This is a genomic window from Pedobacter sp. PACM 27299 (genome assembly GCF_001412655.1).
GTDB lineage: Bacteria > Bacteroidota > Bacteroidia > Sphingobacteriales > Sphingobacteriaceae > Pedobacter.
On the sequence record NZ_CP012996.1, the window covers coordinates 2,079,794 to 2,098,855 of the forward strand.

General features: G+C 41.1%; 13 protein-coding genes. 11 read left to right on the top strand and 2 right to left on the bottom strand.

What is annotated here, in order from left to right; all coding sequences use genetic code 11:
* Position 1: 1 nt before the first annotated feature.
* Positions 2–1,309, bottom strand: a complete 1,308-nt coding sequence (locus AQ505_RS08675; RefSeq protein WP_062547812.1) for a hypothetical protein — start codon at positions 1,307–1,309, stop codon at positions 2–4.
* Positions 1,310–1,789: 480 nt separating this feature from the next.
* On the opposite strand from AQ505_RS08675, the gene AQ505_RS08680 reads away from it, so the two are divergent.
* From AQ505_RS08680 to AQ505_RS08710, 7 genes are all read left to right on the top strand, one after another.
* A complete protein-coding gene (locus tag AQ505_RS08680; protein WP_062547813.1) occupies positions 1,790–2,419 on the top strand; it encodes a hypothetical protein in 630 nt (209 codons plus the stop codon).
* 11 nt (positions 2,420–2,430) lie between these two features.
* Positions 2,431–3,081 carry a hypothetical protein gene (locus tag AQ505_RS08685; protein WP_062547814.1) on the top strand — a complete coding sequence of 217 codons (651 nt, stop codon included), beginning with the start codon at positions 2,431–2,433 and terminating at the stop codon, positions 3,079–3,081.
* A 61-nt stretch (positions 3,082–3,142) separates the two neighbouring features.
* Complete coding sequence (locus AQ505_RS27160; RefSeq protein ID WP_062547815.1) at positions 3,143–3,925, top strand: hypothetical protein; 783 nt, start codon at positions 3,143–3,145, stop codon at positions 3,923–3,925.
* A gap of 23 nt (positions 3,926–3,948) precedes the next feature.
* Positions 3,949–10,980, top strand: a complete 7,032-nt coding sequence (locus tag AQ505_RS08695) for a type I polyketide synthase (RefSeq protein ID WP_062547816.1) — start codon at positions 3,949–3,951, stop codon at positions 10,978–10,980.
* On the top strand, positions 10,977–11,750 hold the full coding sequence (locus tag AQ505_RS08700) for an aspartyl/asparaginyl beta-hydroxylase domain-containing protein (RefSeq protein ID WP_062547817.1): 774 nt from the start codon (positions 10,977–10,979) through the stop codon (positions 11,748–11,750). Before AQ505_RS08695 ends, AQ505_RS08700 begins: the two co-directional genes overlap by 4 nt.
* Positions 11,751–12,064: 314 nt before the next feature.
* Positions 12,065–13,111 (top strand): hypothetical protein, encoded by a 1,047-nt coding sequence (locus AQ505_RS08705; RefSeq protein WP_157262265.1) that lies wholly within the window; start codon positions 12,065–12,067, stop codon positions 13,109–13,111.
* Between the two features lie 126 nt (positions 13,112–13,237).
* On the top strand, positions 13,238–13,855 hold the full coding sequence (locus tag AQ505_RS08710; protein WP_062547819.1) for a class I SAM-dependent methyltransferase: 618 nt from the start codon (positions 13,238–13,240) through the stop codon (positions 13,853–13,855).
* An 8-nt stretch (positions 13,856–13,863) separates the two neighbouring features.
* Here AQ505_RS08710 and AQ505_RS08715 read toward each other — a convergent pair whose 3' ends face one another.
* Positions 13,864–15,063: a peroxiredoxin family protein gene (locus AQ505_RS08715; protein WP_062547820.1), complete on the bottom strand. Its 1,200-nt coding sequence runs from the start codon at positions 15,061–15,063 to the stop codon at positions 13,864–13,866.
* Between the two features lie 213 nt (positions 15,064–15,276).
* Between AQ505_RS08715 and AQ505_RS08720 the strand changes: the two genes are divergently transcribed.
* The 4 genes from AQ505_RS08720 (at position 15,277) to AQ505_RS08735 (ending at position 19,041) form a co-directional block, all read left to right on the top strand.
* Positions 15,277–15,675, top strand: coding sequence for a MarR family winged helix-turn-helix transcriptional regulator (locus tag AQ505_RS08720; protein ID WP_082461778.1), 399 nt, complete (start codon positions 15,277–15,279; stop codon positions 15,673–15,675).
* 12 nt (positions 15,676–15,687) lie between these two features.
* Positions 15,688–16,710 carry a phosphotransferase gene (locus AQ505_RS08725; RefSeq protein WP_062547822.1) on the top strand — a complete coding sequence of 341 codons (1,023 nt, stop codon included), beginning with the start codon at positions 15,688–15,690 and terminating at the stop codon, positions 16,708–16,710.
* Between the two features lie 1,106 nt (positions 16,711–17,816).
* A complete protein-coding gene (locus AQ505_RS08730; RefSeq protein WP_062547823.1) occupies positions 17,817–18,329 on the top strand; it encodes a hypothetical protein in 513 nt (170 codons plus the stop codon).
* Positions 18,330–18,384: 55 nt separating this feature from the next.
* Positions 18,385–19,041 (top strand): DUF3885 domain-containing protein, encoded by a 657-nt coding sequence (locus AQ505_RS08735; protein ID WP_062547824.1) that lies wholly within the window; start codon positions 18,385–18,387, stop codon positions 19,039–19,041.
* Positions 19,042–19,062 lie beyond the last annotated feature (21 nt).

A 19,062-nucleotide genomic window follows, 5' to 3' on the forward strand; every position in this document is an offset into this window, starting at 1 on the left:
CTTATGATTTAGGCATTAGTTTCGAAGCGATCCACAGTCCTGGAGGTTTGAATAGCCTTTCAGGTAATGCGATATTTTTTGCCAATGCCATAGATAGTATTTGCTCGACTGCTTTGGAATAGGTTTGCTGGAGATTTTCTTCATCTGCAACGTTGACTATCTTTGGCGGAGAGGTCGCTGCATCGCGTGCCTCAGTAATTACAGTGGAGAGTGTTTTGGCTTGGGGAACAACAGCACAACTGAAGGGGACATCATATTTTGACTGGTAACAGCAGTTAAGCAGTATGTTTTTAGTTTCCTGAAGCACTTCTACTCCTATACTTTGGTCAGGGTATGTTTCGCCTTTGAGAATTTTGCAGCCACTGTAGTACTTGCAATTTTTAAGCCCTAGAAATTTGGTTAGACTAGTGTCTTCAGCTGAAGTAATAAAATATGGACTGAAAGAAAGATCGGCTTTAAGAAATTGTGCAACATTCCATAATACCGCTTGCTGGAGGATTGGGGCTTCAGAATGTAAATTAGCCGCGACTGGCGTAGGGGCTGGTAACTTAGCCATTTCTATAAACTTACTTTCGGCTATAACCTGTGTTCCTCCGTTAAAACCTAAGCCAAATAGCGTTCCCAATTGGCCTTCTACTGCTGCCAGACCTGGAAAATTGCGAATGTACGAGACATTGTCGTCTAACATCCAAATGCTGCTGCATACTTTATATTTACTGAGAAGAAGCTTGAAAAATTCTAGCGCTGCATAACGGCTCCCACCAAAACCTGTGAGTCGTAATGTACCCTCAGTTCTCCAGCCAATCACAGTAATATTGGTGTCTTTAAATGCCTTGTAATAGGTATAATACTCATCATTAGCTACAAAAAGGTAAACATTTCTTGTGCTTGCCTCTTCTGGAGTCATCCTTATTGGAAGGTAAAAAGGAACCGGACCCTCTTTAAATACCCTGGGATCTGTTACTGTTTTGAAACTTGGTTCGGAAGGAAATATTGATTCCAAAATACGATTAGCCTTGTCATATCCGTTTTTTATCCAGCCCGAACGATTGCTGGAAACGACCACCATTGGTGGATTTTTTCCAACTTCTAACTCGGCGTAGTGCTCAAGCGATTCGATAGCGAGATAAGTTAGTCGGTCTACTTTTACGTCCATATCGGCGAAAACTTTTATCCGGTTTTGGACGATCTCCTGAATGAGTTTTGTGTCAGATTTTTCAAGCTTGATTTCGAGAAGAGGAGTGTACTTTTCAGTAACAAGTGCAGAGCTTGGCCTGTAGGAACTATTTAATTCAGAGGAGAGCGCCATAAGAATATATTTTATAGAGTGATTAATTTAAAGTTATTGATATTATTTAAATTATTTTAATAATTAATATTATTTTTTTGTTAAAAGTATTTGAAAACACTAATACGCTCTTTAAATGAACCTTTTTTTCTAAATTTTTGATATTATATTTTTATGAATTATAACAATTACAGAATTTTTTCACGAAAAATAAGTAAGTAGAACTCCTGTTTTTGTAGGTTTATTTTTATCGTAATATGTTGATTTTATGTGTTTTGTTTATAAGTTGTGGCTTAGAAAATAGTATCATTTTAATTACAATTGCCTTTCTGAATCTCGCTAATTAAACTGACAGAGAATTAAAAAATGCGATTGAGGTGCTTGTATAGCTCTTTTTGGAATATTTATAAAAATATTATTGGAATTACGAATTAATTGTTTCTAACTTTAATATGTTTTCGCTATCATCAAAATAATGCTCACTATAATCACTCAATTGTTATGAATCTAAAAGCAAACCTCAGTACGCTTAGTCCTGAGCAAAGGGCAGCCTTTGCTAAAATTAATGCCCTTCTCGGCCTGGGCCCCGACGAATGTACTTACCGTATTCAGGAAGGTGCTCAGCCCCAAAAACTCATTTTGTCCTCAGAGCCAGAACACTCTAATGTGCCTCCTTATTTTGTTCCAATTGGCTCCATAGCGGAGCTGAGGAAAGTGGCTGGATATGAAGATATTCATCCAAAAACGGGATACCGTGAAGCCGATGAGATTCATTACCCAGAGTCATTAAGCGAATCGCATAAAGCCCTGCTGGATAGTCAGCCGAATGGCATGAAGCCAATTGTTAGTCCTGAATTGAAGCATATGATCGAAAAAGCAGCAATAGCTTTTGTGATGCTCGATCCGGAAAGAGTAAGGGAATATGAGACCCTGATCAATGCAGTGATGTTTCCAGGTAAAGTAGCGGCCTTTGTTGCAGAAGATCTTGAAGTACAAACCGGGCAAACGGTTGAACTTACAGGAAACAGCGGTACAGTTTTTAACTATGGGACTGTGACGGTCCATCCCGGAGGATCGATCATCGTAGCGGTAGACTGCACTTTCAATTGTCAAATATTCACCCAGTTATAATCCAATGTATTATGAAAATAGAAAATGAGGTTAAGCCTACCTGGAATTTTGCAGCAAAACCCTGGGAATCACCGGCCGCTCAAACCGGACAAGGTGGAGTAGGAGATAAAGGTAAAAAGGGAGATGAAGGCAAGAATCATTGGGATAGCGGCAGTACTCAGAGTGTTTGTGATACCGCACCTAAAAACGGTGGTCAGGGTGGAGACGGAAAGACGCCTGATACTGCACCAAAAGCACAGGATGGTCGTCCAGCGGCAATTATTACCCAGAATCTTGGGTTATGCAGAGGAGAGATTATTATTCATTATGGAGCTGGCGACGGACAAAAAGGAAGCAAAGGCGGCACAGGTGGTGATGGTGGAGCTGGCGGAGATCCGGGAACTTGTCCTTCGGGCTGCACTGCGGCTAAAACTGGAGATCAAGGGGTTGGCGGAAAAGGTGGCAACGGTGGTGAGGGTGGTAACGGAGGGGTAACTGGGCTCATTACCATTTTTTATGCAGATGGTGGTGCAACTTTCACTGTAACGCAGGTTGGCTGTGGCGGGGGTGACGGCGGGGATCCTGGAGATCCTGGCAAGGGCACTGGAACCAGAGGCGGAGGTTCAACAGGAAAACCTGGAACTGCTTCAAAGCCGCCAGTAATTAATATTAACAAAAGATAGCGTTAGATAGGTTTTAAAAAAGGAAAACCTGGTAACGCTTTTATTTTTTAAAGATAATTTTATGGAAAACTCAAGTCAGCTGAGCACCATCCTTGTACAAAGTACAGATGGAGCCATCGGAGGTATTGGCAAAAAAGGGAAGGACGGAGAAAATAGTAAACAGGCCGGTACCGGGCAAAATGGTTCAGATGGTTCTTATAGCATAATATTTGGTTGTACGGCCGCAACCAATGGCACAGCAGGTGCTTCCGCTGCGGTAACAGGAGATGGAAAACCTACTGATGGTGGGATAGGAGGGGATGGCCATGCTCCCTATCAATTTACCATGCGTGTAGATACTTTTATTTTTCCGAATGAAACTGATATGTACATCCTAAGCCAGGGTGGCGCCGGTGGAAGAGGTGGAATAGGAGGTGATGGCGGTATAGGGGCAGCTGGAGGAAATGCAGGGAATACTTCAGCAGATGATTATGCTAAGTATGATAAGAAATGCATTGCGACTGGCAAATGTCCGCCAGCAACTGGTGGATATGGAGGAGATGGCGCTCCCAGCGGCAAGGGAGGTAAAGGAGGAAGCGGCGGCGCCGGTGGGCTGGTCATCATCAATTACAAAAATTCAAAAGACATTAACCGGGTCATTGTAAGTGTTGCTGGTGGTGATGCCGGGAAACCAGGTGCGAGTGGAAAAGGAGGTAAAGCCGGAGCTGGTGGGAAGAATGAAATCTGGCCTGTGGGCAGTGCTCAGACTTTTGCTCCTAATGGAAATGATGGAAATGATTCCGGTGACAATGGAGGAGGCCTTCCTGGAATATCCGGCACTTTCCAGTTGAATAAATATACCTAGGAATTACCTAATCCACATTATTGATGTTAGCATGTAATACGATCGCCGATCTGATTGATCAGTATACGGCAGAACAAAAAGACGAGCTGGTACTTACCTTTCTTGATGATTCAGGAGAGGAAAAGGCCAGCTTTACTTTTGAAAGTTTAAAAAATAGCTGCGTTACTGCAGCAAGGAACCTTCGTCTCGAATCAAGAAAGCAATTGCCAGTACTGATTATGGTAGAAGATCAGGCAGATTTTGTACTGAGCTTTTTCGGCTGTGTACTGGCCGGATTTATTCCCGCTACACTTCCCCCATTGAGGAGCAGACACGATCAGCAAGGCCTTGGGAGAGTATTGAATATCCTGAAGCAAGGGGTTTTAAAGGCAATCATTGTATCCGAAAAGGAGGCTGTACTGATGAAGAGCTTTCTACTCGATAATGAGCTCGAAGCGTTGAAAGTCTGGACGATTGAATCCTTGAAAAACCCGCTCAGTGCAGCGGTAGATTTACCTGAAATAAAACCTGACGACCTGGCTTACATTCAGTTTAGTTCAGGTTCAACAGCGACACCTTCAGGGGTATTGCTGAAGCATCAGCATGTCATCGCACAAATGGCGATGATGCATGAAGTTTTTAACAGAAAAACAAAACCAAGGGTAGCCGGATGGATTCCTTTTCATCATGATATGGGCTTGGTAGGGCATTTGTTTACGGTCTTATATGAATCCGGATTTGGTGTGTTTTTTCCTGCTCCGGCTTTTCTCGCCAGACCAGAGCTGTGGCTCGATGTACTGCATAAATATCGCGCAACAGCCGCTGCCGCACCTACATTTGCTTTTGAATTGTGCAGCCGTCGAATCACTATAAATCCGGAATGGGATCTTTCTTGCTGGGAGCAGGCTTATGTAGGTTCGGAAACGGTCAGCTATAAAATATTAAATGATTTCGCTGAGAAATTTGCCGCTGTCGGATTCTCAAAAAGCACTTTCAGGCCTGTTTTCGGATTGGCCGAAGCAACCTTGCTTGCTGCTGGAGGATCGCTCAATCTGGAACAGCTGGAGGCTGATATTCTAGTCAGGAAAGTTGGAGAAAAGGACATTCGACAGCTCATTCCCTATACACTGGAGCAAGGATGCGAGATCCGGATCAAAGATTCTTTTTCGGCAGCAGTGCTGGAAGAGGGGACGGAAGGAGAAATCTGGATTTCTGGTGCTCCCGTGCCGGCCGCTTATTTAGCTGCTTCCACTGATCAGCGCCTGGAAGATGGAGGCGTTCGCACCGGTGATCTTGGAATGATCATAGGTAAAAATCTTTACATCACTGGCCGGAAAAAGGAAGTAGTGGTGATCAGGGGTGTAAATTATAGTGCTGAAGATCTGGAAGCAAGTATAAGAAGAGAAGATTCTCTCATTCGCGCCCACGATCGAACCGCATGTGTATCACATATTAGAGACGAATCCGAGCAGCTATGGGTGTTTCAGGAAGTTCAGCGACACCTTTCTGAACAGGAAATGAAAGAACTTTTCATGCAAATCCAGCGCAGTCTCTCGGAAGACTTTGGTGTCATCGCCGGAAAAGTCATCTTTTTAGCCCAGGGCCTGATGCCTAAAACTGCCAATCATAAAATTTCCCGGCTGCAGTGCGAACAGCTGTTCAGCTCCGGTAAACTGAAAGCATTGGCGGTATTCCCTAAAGTAGCTGTCGATAATAATACACCTTTGGAGGGCTCTAAAGACAGGGTGGTTGTGGTGGGGATGGCTTGCCGTTTCCCTGGTGGAGCAGATAGCCCGGAGCAATTCTGGGAGCTGCTGGCTTCGGGGGGAGATGCCATAACGGAAGTGCCGCCTGAACGCTGGGACAATGAATTGTTTTACGATCAGAACGCTTCTGTACCGGGTAAAGTGAGTACCAAATGGGCAGGGTTTTTAGACCATATCGCCGATTTTGATCCTGCATTATTCGGTGTATCTTCATTTGAAGCCTCCGAAATTGATCCTCAGCAGCGCCTTTTAATGGAAACTTCCTGGCGACTGCTGGAGCAGGTTGGAATAAAAAAAGAAGCGATTGCGGGAAGTGCTACCGGTGTTTTTGTAGGGATTTCTACAAATGATTACCTGTATATGAAGATCAAATTAATGCCTGGAATGGAGAGCTTTAATGCGTACTCCGGTCTGGGGAATGCCAATAGTATCGCCGCAAACCGGCTTTCTTATTTTTATGACCTTAAAGGGCCAAGTATGGCGGTAGATACGGCCTGTTCTTCTTCACTTACTGCTTTTCATCTTGGTGTAAAAGCTATTTTAAACGGTGATTGTACCCAGAGTATGGTGGCTGGGGTGAATGCAATCTTATCACCTGGACCCTCTATCACTTTATCTCAATTTGGAATGCTGTCGGCAGACGGACGCTGTAAAGCCTTTGATGCAGAGGCGAATGGTTACGTACGCTCAGAAGGATGCGGGATGGTGATGCTTAAACTGGAGTCTGCGGCAATTGCCGATGGAGATAAGATCTGGGCAATTGTGGATTCAACGACGCTCGGACAAGATGGTACCAGTGCCGGTATGACTTTCCCAAATGGATCGGCTCAGCATAAATTATTGCAGAATAGTTTGGAGGCCGCCGGATTGAAGGGCGCTGATATCTCCTATATTGAAGCACATGGTACTGGAACACGTGCTGGGGACCCTGTAGAAATGGAACAGCTGCGCGCTATATTTGGCGAATCAGCAGGTAACGCCTGTCATGTGGGATCGGTTAAAGCCAATGTCGGACATCTGGAGGCTGCCGCTGGAATTGCCAGTGTGATGAAGACCATACTGATGCTGGATAAAAAGCAGATACCTCCGCAAATTCACCTGAAAACACTTAATCCTCAGATAAATATTTCCCATTCCCGTTTAAATATTAGCACATCGCTAAGCAATTGGGAGTCCCCAGGACAGGCCCGGCGTGCCGCGATCAATTCCTTTGGTTTTGGTGGTGCACTCGCAAATGTAATCCTTCAGGAACCAGAGCAAGCGGAGCATCGTACAAATCGTAAAGGTCTGGGTAAAACAGGCTTTTTTCAACTGCCTTTTGTCGTGTCGGGGCATTCAGCGGAAGCACTGCGGGCGCAGATCAGTTACCTGCAGGACTGGCTCGCTACCGATCCGGAAATTTCATGGAGCGATCTCTGTTACACGTATGCAGTTGGGCGCTCAGCGCTGAGTTATAAAACTTATTTTCTCGCCTATTCCTTGAAAAATCTTAGAGATAAACTGGCATCCTGGTTGGATTTATCACCGGTCATTGCAAGGGATGAACCCGCAGGTATTTGCTTTTTATTTACCGGACAGGGAGAGCATTTTCTTCGGATGGGGAATGAGTTGTACAGCCAGTGTCCCGCATTTAAGGAGGCTTTCGATCGCTGTGCAGCAGCTATTGATGTGCCAGGGCAGCCTGCTTTAACTGAACTTGCTTTTAAAAGAACAGAAACTTCCCATTGGAGAGATGAAATTATGCAGCCCATTCATTTTGCGCTGCAATACAGCCTGGGTATTTTGTGGATGGAATGCGGGATTTCTCCGCAAGTCTTGCTGGGACATAGCTTAGGCGAATACGCAGCAGCCTGTCTGGCGGGTTGTTTTGAGCCTGAAGAGGGGATGAAAATCTTACGCCTCAGAGGTGAACTGGTGAAATCTGTTCCTGAAAAAGGCTTTATGGCAACGCTGTTTATGAACCATGAAGAGGTGCAGTCGCTGATCAACCCTGCATTGGCGTCGATTGCCGCAATCAATAGTCCTGTGAAAACCGTAATTTCCGGTCACCCGGAAGAAGTAAATAGATTGTTAGAGATCTGCAAATCAAGAGGAATTGAAACCTATTTCCTGAAAGCAGAACAAGCTTTTCATAGTGCGATTCTGGATCCAATGCTGGAGGAGTTTCGCAAAGAGCTATCTGCTTTTTCATTTCATCCACCAAGGAAAAGATGGATTTCCTCCCTTACTGGAGAGCTGATGACCGAAGCTCCAGATGCAGATTATTGGGTGAATCACCTGCGTTTTACGGTGCAATTTGCCAAGGCTGTAGATCAGCTGGCTGTCGAAAATGAGCTGCACTTTATAGAAATTGGTCCAGGAGCAAGCACGCTGGCTGCGCTGCGGGAATGTACCGGAAGCACGAAGTCGATGCTGCTGCGGTCTTTAACCTTCAAAAAGGGTGATCGTACAGAAAGTTTCTATTTTCTGGATTCGATAGGCAAGTTATATGCTGCTGGTTTTCCCATCAATTGGGAGCAGCTATTGGCTGGAGCGTTCAGGCCTGAACTCGTTCCCGGGCAGTTATTTATGCATCAGCCTTATTGGCTGGCAGGGATGGACCTTAGTAAGTTTGCAAGTCATGCTTCAGGATCTGCCGACAAAAAATCTTTCGCTGTACCCACCAGCGGTTTACAATATAAATTGCTATGGAATGAAGCAGGACCTCTATCCGAATTACCTACGCTGGAAACTGGGCATCAACCAGGCAACTGGATTGTAGTTGGAGAAAGAACCGAAATGCTTGAATCCATCATTTCAGCCCTACAGGAAGCAAAATATCCTACTTTCTGGATGGCTACCGGATCAGGCGAGGGCCGAAAAATTAAACCAACAGTAGTATTGCCCGATCAAGCCGGTAAGGAAGAATGGCATTCGGCTTTGGCGAGAATAAAGGACCGTGAATCACGGGCTGATGCAGTAGAATGGAAGATTTTATTCTTGGATCCTGTAGATAAAGAACAGCTGTTTTCCAGGAATAACCGGGGATTAGAACAGCTCATTCCACTCACACAGGCCATTCATAGCACGGCCATGCTGACCTCCCTTTGGGTAGTTAGCCATGATGCCCATTTAGTCGCAGCCGATCAATCTTCCTCAATAAATATGGCTTCAGCTTTTACCTGGGGTTTCGCCAAGACCTTGTTTCTGGAACATCCAGAACTGCGTGGCGGCCTTATTGATCTTTCTGAATCGGATGAATTAAATTCGCGGACGGCCGATCTGATTAAAAAGATATTGACACCTGAATTTGAAAGAGCGGTAGTGATACGGTCGGGTAGACCATATATTCAGCAGCTGGTCAGCGCTCCACTTGACGCGGCAAAACCGAAATCCTTTAGAGGAGATGGTGTGTTCATCATTACAGGCGGACTCGGCGGACTCGGTTTAAAATGTGCAGAATGGGCATGCAGCAAAGGGGCACGAAAGCTTATTTTATTGAGCAGGAGGAGATTGCCTGATCGATCGGAATGGGCTGAAATCAAGTCTGATGAGGCATGTTTTGCTATTGTTCAGCAATTGATGAAGCTTGAAGATAAAGGCGTAGCCCTGGAAGTACTCAGTCTTGATGTCTCTTCGCCGGAGGCACTCAGCGCCCTTTTTGACCGTCTGGATAGGGATAAAGTACCCGTGCGTGGTGTGCTGCATGCTGCCGGGTTAAACTGGTTTTCGAAAATATTAGACCTGGATCAACAGCGTTTCTTTAATACCTTAAAGATCAAAGGAGCTGCTTCATGGGAACTGCATAAAAATACTACTAACCGAGATTTAGACTGTTTCCTGCTGTTTTCTTCTGTGTCGGCAGTTTGGGGCTCAGTAGATCTCAGCCACTACACTGCTGCCAACCAATTTATGGATGCGCTCAGCATTTACCGCGGCCAGCTTGGCTTACCAAGTTTAAGTATAGACTGGGGGCCTTGGGCGGAAGTGGGGATGAGCTCACAGTCGGCAGAAAAGACGCTGCTGGAAAAATTAGGATTTGCGCTGATGGCTCCGGAGACTGCGCTAAAAGCCATGGACGAAGCACTATCTACCTCCGAAAACGTTCGACTGATCGCTGATGTAAAATGGAATAATTTTAGACCGTTTATCGATTTTTGTCTGCAACCTTCACTATTTGCAAATGTGCCCCTTCTTCCTGAAATAAACCGCAAAACTGAGGAGCGGAAAATACACGCCAGATTAAAAGAAAGCTCCCCGGAAGAAGCTATGGTCCTGATTGAACAAATTATAAGGGCAGAATTGAGAACGGTGACACTGATTGAGTCAACAGATTCGATTGATGCAGATCAGCGTTTCAATTTCATGGGACTGGATTCGCTGATGGCGATATCCTACGTAGCGAAATTAGAAAACTATTTCCAGCTTAAACTCCCCTCAACACTGACTTACAACTATCCTACCATTCGTTTGCTTCGGGAGCATTTGTTTGAATTGTTATACAAACCGCTTGACAATCTTGAGGTTAGTGTGCTGCAGGCAGAACTATTAATGGCTGTCGAAGAAGCACCTATTCTGGAAGATCAATGGTTTGTGCCGCTCAACCAGAATTCAAGCACTGGACAGCGCCTTTATTGTTTTCCATTTGCAGGTTCCGGAGCTTCGGCATTTGCTTCCTGGAGTCCTTTGCTGAAGGGGGAACTGGAACTGATCGGCATACAAAGTCCTGGTAGGGAAGAGCGGTCGGAAGAAAGTCCATTTACAGAAATGACGGTCTTTATTAAAGAACTGCTGAGCGTTTTTCCTGAGCAAAATGAACCTTATTACTTATTCGGACATAGTCTCGGCGCTTTGATGGCTTATGAGTTTGCTATTGCGCTGCAGGATGCCGGTAGAAAGCTGCCATCCGGAATCATCATCTCTGGCTGTAATGCTCCGCTCCGGCCATCGGATGGAAAGATTCATTTGATGGATACCAACGAATTTATTGAGGCTGTGGTTTCCAGATTCGAAACACATCAGTCAGCTGAAGACCGTCTATTCGCGCTGCGTGAAAACCATGCCGCATTGAAGGCCGATATCGAATTGCTCGAAACTTATGTGCCGGCCAATAGAACGCTTTTTATTCCATTGAGGGTGATCTGTGGAACAGCAGATCCTTTGGTCGAGCCCGAACGAATGAAGGAATGGATCAATCTTACGAAGAGCGATTTTGTAATTTCTTTTGTGGAAGGAAATCACCAGCTGGTACATCAAAACGCTTCAGAATTGGTTCAGCTCATCCGACAGTCCATGCATCTTCATCCACATCTTAAACTGCAATCACTATGAAACAAGCGTCGTTAAATTATAAAAAACCCTGGTATAATGTTTCCGGAGGCCGATACAATGGCAATGAGCCTGCTTTCTATGATGCTCAGCAATTGCCTTGGGTAGCGGTGCTGGAGAGCAACTGGGAAATCATGCGGAATGAACTGCTCGCCTTGATGGAAGTAAAACCCCAGCGACTGCAGCCTTATTTTATCAATAAAGAGATGTCTTTTCCACCCCAGCAATGGAAAACTATGGGACTTTATTTCTGGAAGTTTGCCATGCATAAAAATTGTAAGAGATGCCCGCAGACTGTAGCTATCCTAAAAACAATTCCCGGACTGACTTCCTTCTCGTTAAGTGTACTTGAAGCGGGCTCGAATATTAATCCTCATCAGGGAGATACAGACGCCATTTACCGATGCCATGTAGGGATTTCGATACCAGAAGGCTTACCGAATTGCGGGTTTCAAGTAGGGAAGGAGATTCGGCCCTGGGAAGAAGGGAAGGCCTTGCCTTTCTGTGATGCACAAACGCATACCGCCTGGAATCATTCAAATGAACGGCGCATTGTGCTCATTCTGGATGTGATGAGACCCGAGTATATTGATCGTCAAAACAGTGTTTGTGCACATGTGCTTGCCTCTTCTTTTTTACAAATGCTTTATCAGCGATTTAAGGTGCTGGGGAGTCGTTCCGGTTACTTGAAAAGCACACTGTATCATGTTTCAAGGATTACTATTTTAGGCGTTTTGCCTATTCAGAGAGGGCTGAGGTTGATTACCTTTTAAATGTTTTTAATGCCAGTGACCAGATATGGAATCGATGGTTCATTTGGCTTTGGTTGAATTATTAAAAGACCCTGGAAATTTTAAGATTTCCAGGGTCTTTTGTTTTAACGCTGTCTTCTATAGACTCTTTCAGGATTGAACGCCCTATAATCGTCATCAAAGCAATCAATAAGCGCATAAATTGTGGCAAGCAAATATCCAGTTGGTGTCGAATCTACAGTATGGTAATTTAAATTGTATTTTAGCCACTGAAACCAGAGCTAAATCCAGGGACTACACATTTTAATTGACATACAACTATTCAATAACAAGACATGATAAGAAATGCTATTTTATGTATAGTGATGATTACAAGCTTTTTGGCTTGCTCTCAAAAAAAGGAAATAATAATAAATCAGAACCCTGATATTAACGCTGATAATATTGTAGCAGAAATAACTAAAGCGCTTAAAAGTTACCCATCTGAGAAAATTTATGGCCTTGGTTATAGTAATAGCTGGTGCCGTTTTGATGTTTTTGTGAATGGAATTAAAATTCCTAAAAACTTTGGCGATGATATGGGGAGTACCGGGGTAGAAATTAATGAAGGCCTATTTAAAAGTGGTAAACAAGTGATTACCTACAAAATGTATCCGCTAGGCAAATATGAAGAAGATGGTACCTTTTACAAAGCGTTCATTAATGAAACTGACTTAGAATTTGATGTTAATTCTTATGATTTGAAAAATGAAAAAGCAAGTAACATTGAATATATGGAATACAAGGTTCCTAAAATTGAAGTAGACACTGTCGAAAAGAAACATGTTGAAGGGGAATCAGTAAATATGGAATCTGCAACTCGTTATAAGGATAAACGTTTTGTAGCTGCAGGAAAAACCTATTATGAAGGTAGTTTTGAGGTAAACCTTGAGGTACCTTACCATATCCAGCCACCATTTCAAAGTGCCCAGGATTTACGGAAAATGGACCCTAAATTATTGGAAGAAAAACTTCTGAAAAAATATGCTGAAATCGTAACAAGGTATGATGATGAAGATGCTGACTATTTTGCTAAAATATTATTTGATAGGCTAAAAACATATTATGTCACCCACTACAAGCAAAAGAAAGATTTGCAGGAAGAATGGCTTCAAGTTGTTAAAGCTTTAAAAAACCATTGGGATATACAGCCGATTGATCATTATGAAATCGCATTTTTTGCAGATGGAAAGCTGGCTAAACTTGTTAAAAAAATAACCAGTAAAGAACCGCGTAGGAAAGATGCGTTTTGGGCAAAATCTGAAAAGAATAAGGATAAAGAAAAAGAACTGGAGTATTTATTCTATATCTCACAAGGTGAAACAGAATTAAAGGTGTACTAGGTAACTGACGTTTTTTACCTTAAAAACCAAACAGCATGCTCGAAACATGCAAGTTGTTAATTGGTATCTAAACAGCGTACCCTTCATTTCCAACTTTGATTCCTTGTGTATATCTTTACCACAGAGATGAAAAGCAAATATATTAAGGAAGCCTTCGGAAATATTGATATTTATTTATTCGACCAATTGGCTAAAGGGACCTATGATGAGTGTAATGTCATTTTGGATGCCGGTTGTGGAACAGGCAGGAATTTGCTTTACTTTTTAAATAGTGGTGCAAAGGTTTTCGGTGTAGATCAAAATCCGGAAGCTATCTTGCAACTCAGGAATCTTGCCAGTCAATTTCCTCAGATTAATCCAGAAGAAAACTTCAAAGTGACAGCAGTTGAACAGCTATCCTTTGAACCAGAAAGCTTCGACCTGGTGATTAGCAGTGCCGTACTCCACTTTGCTGAAAACCTCAATCACTTTGAAGCCATGCTGAATTCCATGTGGCGCGTTTTAAAGCCAGGAGGTTATTTTTTCTGCCGGCTAGCGTCAGATATAGGAATAGAGTCGTTAGTCAGGTTTATCGGGAACGGCAGGTACATACTTCCAGATGGATCAGAACGCTTTCTAGTCAATCAGGAGATGTTGCTCAGACTCACCAAAAATCTTGGCGGAGAACTTCATGAACCCATAAAAACCACTAATGTCCAGAGCCTGAGAAGTATGACTACATGGTGTGTGCGCAAAACAAGGTAATCGCTAACTTATAAAAGCCTTTCAATTTCGTTATTTACATCTTTAATCAAAGTATCTGAATATCCATCCAGTGTAAATGCAATTTCTCCGTTTTGATTTATTATAAATAATGCTGGAGAAGCATATACATGGTATAGTTTTTCTATCAGGTTTCCTTTATAAACGCAGGTCATGGTTAAGGCTCTATTCTTCAGAAATAAGGCTAGCTTATCCTTAATAGGATCATCCTTTGTATTTACACTGACAAAAACCACTTTATTCTTGTCAAATTTATCATGGAGTTTTTGTAAGTCTATCATCTGCTTTTGGCAAGGTGCACAGGCTTTATACCAGAAGTCGAGGATTACAATTTTGTTTTTAAGATCGCTTAGTTTTAAGGTTCCGCCGCTTAACAGTGGCAATTCCCAATCAGGTGATATATTACCCTTTTTGAGGAGTTCATCGTTTTTAAGTTTAACAGTCTCATCAATTGTGATTTCCCTATCATAACCTGACAAGGATTCCTTATTGAATTGTTTGTCCTTAATAATTGTATTAGGTTTAAAGTCCGAAATCCAAATTTCAAAAGTCTGGATTTCTTTTGCGCTAGCGATAGTATTCTCAATAATATTCTCCTGGCCAATAGGTATAAAACTATTGACAGAGATATAATAGTTTGCAAAAGACCTGTTGTTTTGACCAATATATGGTGGGGTGCTTATCTTATAGCAAGATTGCCCTTTATAGCTGACCTTATTTTGGGATAAAGTCCATTTCCCTAGATTTTGATATTGAACAGCACGCTGAAAAGTAGAATTGATTGATTTAATAAGTGGAACAGTTAGAGTGCCTTGTTTTAAATCTTTAATTTTCTGTGGATTCTTCACTACCGGGGCTATTTCGAGCATCTTATCCCAGGATGTTAATACTAGTAATTCGCTGCCGTTATAAAGCTGCTGAAGGCCTGAACTGCCTAACGATGAGATCTTATAGCCAATTATAGTATCTAAAGGATTTGACTTAAAATAATAATCGTAGGATTTGAATCTCTGACTACTATCTTCTCCCACCGACACTTTTGTATAATTGTCATTTAGTTTGAATTGACCACTTGTTATTTGTCGGGTAGCAAAATCAACTTTCTTAAATAATGTCGGCAAATCAATTGTTTGTGATTTTGCATAGAGACAAATCACTTGGAATAGAATGGTAAGGATTAGATTTTTCATTAAAAGAGCGCTTGATATAAGATTTGAGAGGTGTATGATTGGAAGGCTTAATATACCTCTTTTTTTAATGTTGATTAATAAGTAATTGGAAATAAGGAGTAATCAGCTTGAAATAAATATTCTTTGCTCCTATTTAATAAAATAGTATTATTATTGCATAATCATTGATTAGTCAAGTATATGTCTGTTGTAAATCCCGCTCTAAAAATACTAATGAACCTAGCGAAAGCACAGGCTGTGATTTCCCGCAGGTTCGATCGCTTAAATGTTCACGGCATAGGTTTTAATGACCTTATGATCCTTTATGTCTTGCGTCAGTCTACAGATGGAAAAATGAGAAGGATAGATCTCGCAGACCAAATTGGCCTCACAGCTTCTGGCATAACTCGAATGTTGTTACCGATGGAGAAAATAGGGCTGGTAACCCGGGAAGCAAATGAACGCGATGCTAGAGTGAGTTATGTCGTACTCACCTCAGCTGGAAAGCAGTTGTTTGAAGACGCTGAAAAGACAGCCAGTACACTAGCCAGTGAAATTGTTCCAGCTTTAAAACCAAAAGACTTCAACCTTTTAGCAGATTTGTTATCCAGTCTTGGTGGCAAGATTGCCTAATTAGTTTATCAAATGAAAACTATACATTCCCTTATACCAGCGTCAAGATCAGCCGCAGTTGAAAACGCATTGATACAGACTTTTAATACGACAGCATTACAAGAAATAATTTTATTGACTGATGGGCTATCCGCTGCCAAAGTGTATAAAATTGTTGTTAAGGATCAGCATTATGTTTTGAAATTAGCTGACCTGGCTGAGGCTATCCATGACCATTCTTGTATGGAATTGGCTGCCAACGCTGGCGTTGCTCCTCCAGTTTATTATATAAATAAAACTACAGGTATAACGATTACAGGCTATATTCAGCATATTCCATTGCATACTGCTTTCAAATCTCCCAACATCTTATTAATGGAGCTTACAAAAACTATCCGAAGTATCCATGAACTGCCACTTTTTTCGAAGGAAAGCAGTTTACTGGATACCGTTGATGGACTTGTTACTGAGTTCAAAGCATCACAAATGTTAACAGGTTCTACTTTTGATTCATGCTTTGCTTACTATGAGGTGATTAAAGCATGTTATCCCTGGCATGATAGCGATAAGGTTTCGAGTCATAATGATCTTAATCCAAATAATATGATCTTTGATGGAGAGAAAATATGGATTATTGACTGGGAGGCTGCTTTTAAAAATGACCGTTATGCTGACCTCGCTATCACAGCAAACTTCTTTACAGCGGCAGATCAGGAAGAACATATTATGTTGGAGACCTATTTTGGGGATGATTTAAAGGAGTATAACAGGGCAAGGTTCTTTGTCATGCGTCAAATCTGTCGTATAGTTTACGCGATGCTGATGTTCAGATTAGCAAATGCTTCAGCCAGGAATGGGGCAATTCATGATCCCGATATGGAGGGAGTGACTATGACAGTAATAAGAAAACAGTTAGCTCATGAGCAGTTAAATCTTGCTGAATATCAGGGGCAGTTGTTATTTGGTAAAGCTATGTTGAATGAGGCTATGAATAATATGCGTTCTGCTAGATTTGATACGTCTATTGAAGAATTGTCGCGTTCTAAAGTAAGTTGATCTAAAAACTTCATTAGTTCTATTAAGGGAAATCTAATGACTCTTCATTACAGGATGTTAACCATGATCGCTGAAATTAGCGAGTCATTGATGGTTCGAGCTTATTATGCCCGCAAGCCTTCCAGTCAACATTTACTTTGTTTGGATTATAATAGCTATTAATGATTAAGGATTCAAGTCGGCTGACAAATCATTGATTAAATGCAAAGCAGATAGGAAATGGTTCGAGAAGCGAAACGGTTGTAAACTTTCCCCTGAATATACAGCTTACGCACTGCCATGAACCATAAAGAGAGAACAATCCCTGATCTGTAAATTTATCAGTATGCTGAAATAATTATTACCACCGTCCTTTACCATAAGTTCTTCCTTTTTCCAAGTAATATCATTGCCTGTAGAACTTTTTGTAAAACAATTAAAATATATAACCTTTTCACCTTTTTTATTGTAAAAGCCAATATACTGTCTCTAATAATTCAGAGGTGATTTGATCATTTTTTTATCTACTACGATTCCATTTGAATCTTTTTTACCTATTGCTAAGCATTTTTCAAAAATCTTTTCCGCATTGAATATTTCGTCTATAGTAGGGGTGAATCTTCTTTATTCTCCATTGTATTTTTTATTGTTAGCAGAAAATATAATACCGGAGAATTTTTCGGTCTCTATGTATAAATTTTGACTATCCTCTACCTTTTTGATATTATAACTATGGTCATCAACAGATTTATTAGATAAATCAGAAACATGCTAAAAAGAATGAAGTAAAAATCATCATTCCAATCCTATAGTGCAGAGTTTTGCTCCTTAAACTTAAAGCATAATTTTTAGTCACAATTCTAATGTAACAATAAATCCTTGTATACTGGAATTTACACAAATTATGCATCTTATGCAAGTTATTTGATCTAATAATGTACCTACTCCTTATTATTGCAATTGTATCTATATTGCAACAAGATTTTGTTTTAATATTAATACAATTATGTGGCGAAAATTATTTTAATTGGGCTCTTCGAAAAGAATAAAACTATCGCCAAACTACTTTTTCTATCGCTATTATTATTATTATGCTCGTCAAAATTTCAAGACAAGACTGTTTAAAGATGTATCCGAAGCTTCCTACAAAGGTCTATGATGCTGACAAAGACAATGACATTTATTTCTACCCTGAAGCCTACTCTTATGAAATATTAACTGTTGCCCGCAATACTTTTAGAGGACGTATCACAATGTTGGGCGTTGAAATTTCAAAGATTGTCAAAAAGACCGGTTGTAATAATCTAATATTCCTTGGCGATGACAGCATCCCATGGCTTTATCGAGACAGTGATTATAAACCTGCAAAACTAGCATTAGATTATTTATTGGAAAACAAAGTAGGCAAGAAATTTAATGGTGCCTTACGGGTTGATGGGTTAGAAATACCTGCTTTTGTTAGACATTTGGCTTGGCTAACCAGATGTAATACTTTATTGCCTTATGTGTATTTTACAGATCCTGAACATAATATTATTGGTAGTATTTGTCAGTATGGTAATTTACACATAAGTATTCTAAATATAAAACTGCACAGATTCTTCAGCCCTATTTTGAAAATAGTAAATTGGAGCAATTGAACGCTGAACATTGTACTTAACTCTTCTATCAAATTTAAATAATCAATTATAATTAATGCAACCACTAAAAAAAGAAGTTAATGACTTTATGAGTGCTCATTTTAATAAATCAGAGATCAGAGCGCCATTATTTTTTAATTCTAGATATGGCTTGAGGTTTGATTTGCAGTGTGGAGAGACTGACACTGAAGAATATTTTCATGCAGCAGTATTAAGAGCACAGCAGCTATTCGAGGAAACTTTTAGTAAAAATGACAGCGTAATGTTCTATCTGGTTGATTTTAAGTGGAAAAGAAGAAAACTGAGATTCTCAAATTACTGTTTTAAACAAATAGAGGGACTGACTGAAGATGAAACTGAGTATCATGTAGTAAGAGGGTTATATGAATCAGAGAATAGTTTAGATATTAGAAACGTCGCATTGATCAAAGTTTTGAGAAATAGGATCAACCATATTGGTATCTTCACAGCAATAGCAAACAAAGACTTTTCTAGGCAACCTGGACTCGATAAATATGGGTTTTTAGGTAGTAAGGAAGTTTATTTTATTAATCTTGATAAGCAAATTATCTTTCATATGTATGATGATAGGGGCTTAGATATTATAGCTAGTAAAATTGAAGTTTTAAAATCGGTGTATTTTAAGTTTAATCATTTGCTGCTTGAAGTTAATCGCAATGAAATTGACAAAAATTTCAGTTCAATAATCTGATAAACAGTGTGTAGTGTGATT

Excerpts from the sequence above, each read along its gene's own strand:
- AQ505_RS08675 (WP_062547812.1), bottom strand. The coding sequence starts at position 1,309 with ATGGCGCTCTCCTCTGAATTAAATAGTTCCTACAGGCCAAGCTCTGCA.
- AQ505_RS08680 (WP_062547813.1), top strand. The coding sequence starts at position 1,790 with ATGAATCTAAAAGCAAACCTCAGTACGCTTAGTCCTGAGCAAAGGGCA.
- AQ505_RS08685 (WP_062547814.1), top strand. The coding sequence starts at position 2,431 with ATGAAAATAGAAAATGAGGTTAAGCCTACCTGGAATTTTGCAGCAAAA.
- AQ505_RS27160 (WP_062547815.1), top strand. The coding sequence starts at position 3,143 with ATGGAAAACTCAAGTCAGCTGAGCACCATCCTTGTACAAAGTACAGAT.
- AQ505_RS08695 (WP_062547816.1), top strand. The coding sequence starts at position 3,949 with ATGTTAGCATGTAATACGATCGCCGATCTGATTGATCAGTATACGGCA.
- AQ505_RS08700 (WP_062547817.1), top strand. The coding sequence starts at position 10,977 with ATGAAACAAGCGTCGTTAAATTATAAAAAACCCTGGTATAATGTTTCC.
- AQ505_RS08705 (WP_157262265.1), top strand. The coding sequence starts at position 12,065 with ATGATAAGAAATGCTATTTTATGTATAGTGATGATTACAAGCTTTTTG.
- AQ505_RS08710 (WP_062547819.1), top strand. The coding sequence starts at position 13,238 with ATGAAAAGCAAATATATTAAGGAAGCCTTCGGAAATATTGATATTTAT.
- AQ505_RS08715 (WP_062547820.1), bottom strand. The coding sequence starts at position 15,063 with ATGAAAAATCTAATCCTTACCATTCTATTCCAAGTGATTTGTCTCTAT.
- AQ505_RS08720 (WP_082461778.1), top strand. The coding sequence starts at position 15,277 with ATGAACCTAGCGAAAGCACAGGCTGTGATTTCCCGCAGGTTCGATCGC.
- AQ505_RS08725 (WP_062547822.1), top strand. The coding sequence starts at position 15,688 with ATGAAAACTATACATTCCCTTATACCAGCGTCAAGATCAGCCGCAGTT.
- AQ505_RS08730 (WP_062547823.1), top strand. The coding sequence starts at position 17,817 with ATGTATCCGAAGCTTCCTACAAAGGTCTATGATGCTGACAAAGACAAT.
- AQ505_RS08735 (WP_062547824.1), top strand. The coding sequence starts at position 18,385 with ATGCAACCACTAAAAAAAGAAGTTAATGACTTTATGAGTGCTCATTTT.